This window comes from Flavobacterium sandaracinum, from assembly GCF_004349135.1.
In the GTDB taxonomy this organism is placed as follows: Bacteria; Bacteroidota; Bacteroidia; order Flavobacteriales; family Flavobacteriaceae; genus Flavobacterium; species Flavobacterium sandaracinum.
Genome location: NZ_SMFN01000008.1, coordinates 155,476 through 161,475 on the forward strand (window position 1 = coordinate 155,476; position 6,000 = coordinate 161,475).

5 protein-coding genes are annotated in these 6,000 nt (G+C 35.3%); 4 read left to right on the top strand and 1 reads right to left on the bottom strand.

All coding sequences use genetic code 11. The features are described from left to right. The first annotated feature begins 167 nt into the window (after nt 1-167). The 4 genes from metG (at nt 168) to E0F91_RS08970 (ending at nt 5,661) form a co-directional block, all read left to right on the top strand. On the top strand, nt 168-2,225 hold the full coding sequence (gene metG, locus E0F91_RS08955; protein ID WP_132066112.1) for a methionine--tRNA ligase: 2,058 nt from the start codon (nt 168-170) through the stop codon (nt 2,223-2,225). Between the two features lie 284 nt (nt 2,226-2,509). After that, nucleotides 2,510-3,427: a DMT family transporter gene (locus E0F91_RS08960; RefSeq protein WP_132066114.1), complete on the top strand. Its 918-nt coding sequence runs from the start codon at nt 2,510-2,512 to the stop codon at nt 3,425-3,427. Between the two features lies 1 nt (nt 3,428). Further along, nucleotides 3,429-4,118, top strand: a complete 690-nt coding sequence (locus E0F91_RS08965; RefSeq protein ID WP_132066116.1) for an HAD family hydrolase — start codon at nt 3,429-3,431, stop codon at nt 4,116-4,118. A gap of 283 nt (nt 4,119-4,401) precedes the next feature. Next, nucleotides 4,402-5,661, top strand: coding sequence for an OmpA family protein (locus E0F91_RS08970; RefSeq protein WP_132066117.1), 1,260 nt, complete (start codon nt 4,402-4,404; stop codon nt 5,659-5,661). A 76-nt stretch (nt 5,662-5,737) separates the two neighbouring features. On the opposite strand, the gene E0F91_RS08975 is transcribed toward E0F91_RS08970, so the two are convergent. Next, a partial coding sequence (locus E0F91_RS08975) for an IS3 family transposase (protein WP_165930111.1) occupies nt 5,738-6,000 on the bottom strand: 263 nt, incomplete at its 5' end.

Sequence of the window (6,000 nt, forward strand, 5' to 3'; positions counted from 1 at the left end):
CGTTTTGAGTCCCAATAGTATTAGAAATTTTTATTGTTGTTGCTGTCAAAAAAAATAAGATTGTAATATCGTCTTTAAAACGAGACAGGAAATAGCTCCAAATAAAAATTCTATTCCTTATTTTTGCACCTCGTTCTGAATTAATTTCAGAATCTAAAAATAATTTTATGATACAGAATCCAAAAAGATATACGATTACAGCGGCATTGCCTTATACGAACGGACCAATTCACATTGGCCATTTGGCTGGGGTTTATGTACCTTCTGATATTTATTCTCGTTACTTGCGTTTGCAAGGGAGAGACGTTTTGTTTGTGTGCGGAAGCGACGAACACGGTGTTGCCATTTCGATGAAAGCCAAAAAAGAAGGTAGTACGCCGCAGCAAGTTATCGATAAATACGATGGAATTATTCGAAAATCGTTCATCGACTTTGATATTTCTTTTGATAATTACTCTCGGACTTCTGCTAAAATTCACCACGATACGGCTTCGGAATTTTTTAGAACTTTATATAAAAAAGGCGATTTTATCGAACAAGTAACGGAGCAATTATACGACGCGAAAGCAGATCAGTTTTTAGCGGATCGTTTTGTAATTGGTACTTGCCCAAAATGTGGCAACGAAGAAGCCTACGGTGATCAATGTGAAAAATGCGGTTCGACGCTAAACGCTACGGATTTGATTAACCCAAAATCGACTATTACGGGAGAAACTCCGATCATGAAATCAACGAAACACTGGTTTTTACCTTTGGATCGTTATGAAGATTTCTTGAAAGAATGGATTCTCGTTGGACATAAAAACGATTGGAAACCGAATGTTTACGGACAAGTAAAATCATGGATTGATGGCGGATTGGAGCCTCGTGCCGTAACGCGTGACCTCGATTGGGGAATTGATGTTCCCGTTGAAGGTGCCGAAGGAAAGAAATTATACGTGTGGTTTGATGCGCCAATTGGCTACATTTCATCTACAAAAGAATGGGCTTTGCGCGAAGGAAAAGATTGGGAGCCCTACTGGAAAGATCAAGATACCAAGCTGGTTCACTTTATAGGAAAAGACAATATTGTTTTTCACTGCATCATTTTTCCAGCGATGTTAAAAGCCGAAGGAAGCTATATTTTGCCAGATAATGTGCCTGCAAATGAGTTCTTAAACTTAGAAGGAAATAAATTATCGACGTCTAAAAACTGGGCGGTTTGGTTGCACGAGTATTTGGAAGATTTTCCAAATCAGCAAGATGTTTTGCGTTATGCACTGACATCAAACGCACCGGAAACAAAGGATAATGACTTTACTTGGAAAGATTTTCAGGCAAGAAATAATAACGAATTGGTAGCGATTTATGGTAATTTCATTAATCGGGTGGTGGTGTTGACCAATAAATATTACAATGGAGTAGTTCCTTCGCCGAATGAATTGTCTGAAGTGGACGAAGCGACTTTAACCGAATTGAAAGCGTATCCAGCAGTGATTTCGAGTTCTGTGGAAAGATACCGTTTCCGTGAAGCGTTGAGTGAATTGATGAATGTGGCGCGTTTAGGAAATAAATATTTAGCCGATGAAGAGCCTTGGAAAGTGATTAAAGATAATCCAGAACGCGTGCAAACACAAATGTATGTGGCTTTGCAAATCGCAGCAGCCTTGAGTTCTCTTTGCGAACCATTCTTGCCTTTTACCGCTAAGAAATTATCCCGAATATTAAAAATAGAATCTCCATTGTCATGGGCTACGGTTTCAGAAACTTCAGATTTGATCCCAGCAGGACACCAAATTGGAGAAGCAGAACTGCTTTTTGCCAAAATTGAAGATGAGGAAATCCAAAAACAAATAGATAAATTGGAAGCTACAAAAACAGCGAATAAAGCCGAAAACAAGGTGTCCGAACCACAAAAAGAAGCGATTCAATTTGAGGATTTTGCCAAAATGGATTTGCGCGTTGGAACCATTCTAGAAGCAGAAAAAATGCCAAAAGCCAACAAGCTTTTGATTTTGAAAGTAGATACAGGAATTGATGTCCGCACGATAGTTTCGGGAATTGCAGAGAGTTTTTCGCCAGAAGAAATTGTGGGTAAAAAAGTAACTGTTTTAGTGAACTTGGCACCAAGAAACCTACGCGGCGTAGAAAGTCAAGGAATGATTTTGATGACAACAAATGCAGAAGGAAAATTGGTTTTTGTAAATCCAGATGCTGAAGCAGCGAATGGGGAGACAATAAATTAACGCGATAGGTATAATTAGTTTTTACTGATAATTTTTCGTCAGTTCGAGTGATTTTCTCCGGAAGCCTCGGGAAGAAAATCGTATCGAGAACAAGAAAAATTATCATTAAAAATGATTCTCGATACATTTTTTATTTCATTGTACAAAAAACACTCGAACTGGTGTTATTCCTAATGGAGCCCAACGGGTTTTAAATCAAGAAAAATAGATAAAGACTTATTTCATTAATTTTTACCAATTTATTCGTGGAAATTGGTGAAATTCGTGTTTTTAATAGCCGGAAAATGAACAACGCCAAACCCAGATTAGCTTTAGCTTTTGGAATACTTTGTATTTCTATTTTTCCAATATTAGTAAAACTCAAACTCACTCCTGGATTGATTTCTGCATTTTACAGAATGGCCATCGCGCTCATGTTGCTTTTACCGTATGTACTTATTACAAAAAAACTTAAGCTTCCTCAAAAAAAATACTTGATTTTGGCTGTGATTTGCGGTATATTATTTGCCTCCGATGTGGCAGTATGGAATATTGCCATTCAGCATTCAAGTGCTACTCAGGCTTCTTTACTGACCAATTTATCTCCGCTTTGGGTGGGAATCATTTCGTACGTGTTTTTAAAAACTAAACCGGCAACTAATTTTTGGATTGGAACGATAGTGGCTTTGTTTGGAATGGCAATGTTAGTAGGTTTTCAGTTTTTTCTGGAATTGGATTTTGACACCGCTTTCCTTTTGGCCGTATTATCAGGAGTATTATATTCAATCTATTTATTAGTGAGTAAAAAAACCCTTTCTCAAATAGATGTACTTTCCTTTATGACCGTCAGTTTACTGGCATCCACCGTATATTTAGCGATTGTTTGTATATTCATGAATGAACCTTTTTCTGGTTTTTCAGATCTGGGATGGTTCGTTTTACTCATTCAAGCAGTGGTTTGTCAATTAATGGCATGGCTCTCTATTAGTTTTGCGACACAGCACATGCGACCTACAAGAGTTTCTCTAAGTTTGTTAGGTCAAGCAGTTATCACCTCGCTATTGGCATGGGTATTTCTGGATGAAAAAATCAGCTTAAATATGATTATTGGTGGTCTTATTTTGCTATTGGGTATCCGAATTACCTTTTACACTAAAAACCCTTTTGATAAAAAAAATAGTAAAAAACACAAAGAACATTCCTCTTTGATACTAAAAAATTAATATGAAAAATATAAAAGTAATCGCTTTTGATGCGGACGATACCTTATTTATAAATGAAACTTACTTTGCCGAAACCGAAGAAAAATTCTGCAGTTTAATGAGCGATTACCTGTCCAATCAAGGGATCTCTAAAGAACTTTTTAAAGTCGAAATTGATAATTTGCGATTATACGGATACGGAATCAAAGGGTATATTCTATCCATGATTGAAGCCGCAATGACTATTTCTAATCATACGCTACCAATTGAAATGATCGCAAAAATTATCCAATACGGAAAAGAATTATTAGAGAAACCAATTGTATTATTAGATGGTGTTGAGGAAACTTTAGAGGCTTTACACGGAAAATATAAATTAGTGGTGGCCACCAAAGGGGATTTATTGGACCAACGAAGAAAATTACACAATTCTGGTTTGGGACATTATTTTCATCACATTGAAGTCATGTCAGACAAGCAAGAAGTAGATTACACGGATTTGATTACACGTCTAGAGATACAGCCATCGGAATTTTTTATGATTGGAAATTCTTTAAAATCGGATGTTTTACCGGTTTTAGCCATTGGCGGACACGCCGTACATATTCCGTTTCACACGACTTGGGCACATGAAAAAATAGATCATAAGGTCGTTCATGCCAATTTTAGCGCGTTAGAAAAAATTACAGACGTTTTAAAGCGATTGGAGTAAGTGTTTTTCACAGTAAAAGAGTAGTAAGTAAAAAATTCATACGACTGTTTATCTTTTTTTCGTGACATCAAACCTTTCGTTCGAATAGTTTTCCAACACAAAAAACGATCAGTCCGAAATCGAATAAATCTTAAAATCATCAAAAATCTGACAAAAAGTTCTATAAAAACACACTAAACAGGCAGTTTTTATAGAATTAAAACGAATCGTTATATAATTTACACTTTAAAATTTATCATCATAGTTTGTGCTGTAGTTTTGTAAAAAATTAAAACATTACAACATGAAAAAAATCATATTCAGCCTAGTTTTTGGTGCGACTATTAGTACAATGAATGCACAAATGGAACCTGAAAAAAGCAGCGAAATGGATTATAATAAATGGTCTATTGAAGTTGCAGGAGGTGTAAACAAACCACAGCAACCAATGACACCTGGTTATTTTACATCTACGCCAAGTGCTTTTGTAGCGGATCTTGGAGTTAGATACATGTTCAACAACAAATTTGGTTTAAAAGCAGATATAGGATACAATAGTTTCCAAGCAAAAAAGGAGTCTATTGATTTCGAAACAAATTATTACAGAGCAAATTTACAAGCAGTTACCAATTTAGGGAGAATTTTGAATTTTGAGACTTGGACCAAGTCAATTGGTTTGTTATCACATACTGGTTTTGGTTATGCACAGTTAAGAAACCAAGACAATGACATTCAAGACAAGATGGGTAACTTTATTACTGGTGTAACTGGACAAGTTAAATTAAGTAACAGGCTTGCATTAACAGGAGATTTTACAACGATTGTTAATTTTAGTCAAGGAACTGCTTTTGATGGGGCGAGCCTTACTCCTGAAGCACGTGGTTTTCAAGGAATCCTTTTTAACGGTACTGTAGGTTTAACTGTTTATTTAGGTAAAAACGAAAAACATGCGGACTGGGTAATCGACAACGAGAATGAAATAGAAGAGTTAAGACAAAAAATTACTGATATCGAAACTTCGATGTTAGATACTGACAAAGATGGTGTAGCTGATTATTTAGATCAAGAAGCAAATACGCCCGAAGGAGCAATGGTTGATACCAAAGGAAGATCAATTGATAAAAACAACAATAATGTTCCAGACGAGACGGAAGCTTACATTTTAAAGAATTATGCTAGCAAAACTGGTGACAGTACGGTAGTTTATGATAATGAACTAATTAAAAGTTTAATTAATGGAGGTTATGTTGCTGTTTATTTTGACTTTGATAAATCTACTCCAACTAATGTTTCTACAGAAGGAACTGATTTTATCTTAACCTACTTGAGGAACAATCCTTCAGCTTCAGTGGACATTATTGGTCATGCTGACGAATTAGGAAGATCGGCTTACAATGACAAATTATCTAATGCAAGAGCTAAAAATGTTAAAAACACTTTAGTAAAAGCTAATATCGATGCATCAAGATTGAATTTAATTGCTGCTGGAGAAGATACTTCAGTAAACAAAGATTCTGAAAGTGCTAGAAAACTGGTTAGAAGAGTTACTTTCACAGTAAAATAATTTACTTTTTAGTACAACAAAAAGCCCTAAAGGAATTTTCTTTGGACTGCACCCAAAAGTTTAGACAAATTTATAATTAATTTTGATAATAATGAGCTCGATATTGTATCGGGCTCATTTTGTTTAAATTTGATTTAATTCTGTCGTTATTGTAATATACTATATACTCTTGAATCTCTTTTTTTAATTGATTTATTGAGTTGTACTTTTTAAGATAGAACAACTCCGATTTGAGTATTCCAAAGAAGTTTTCAATGATAGCATTATCTAAGCAATTGCCTTTTCTTGACATACTTTGTTTAATTCCTTTTTCCTTTAAGAGCTGTTGATATTGTCGCA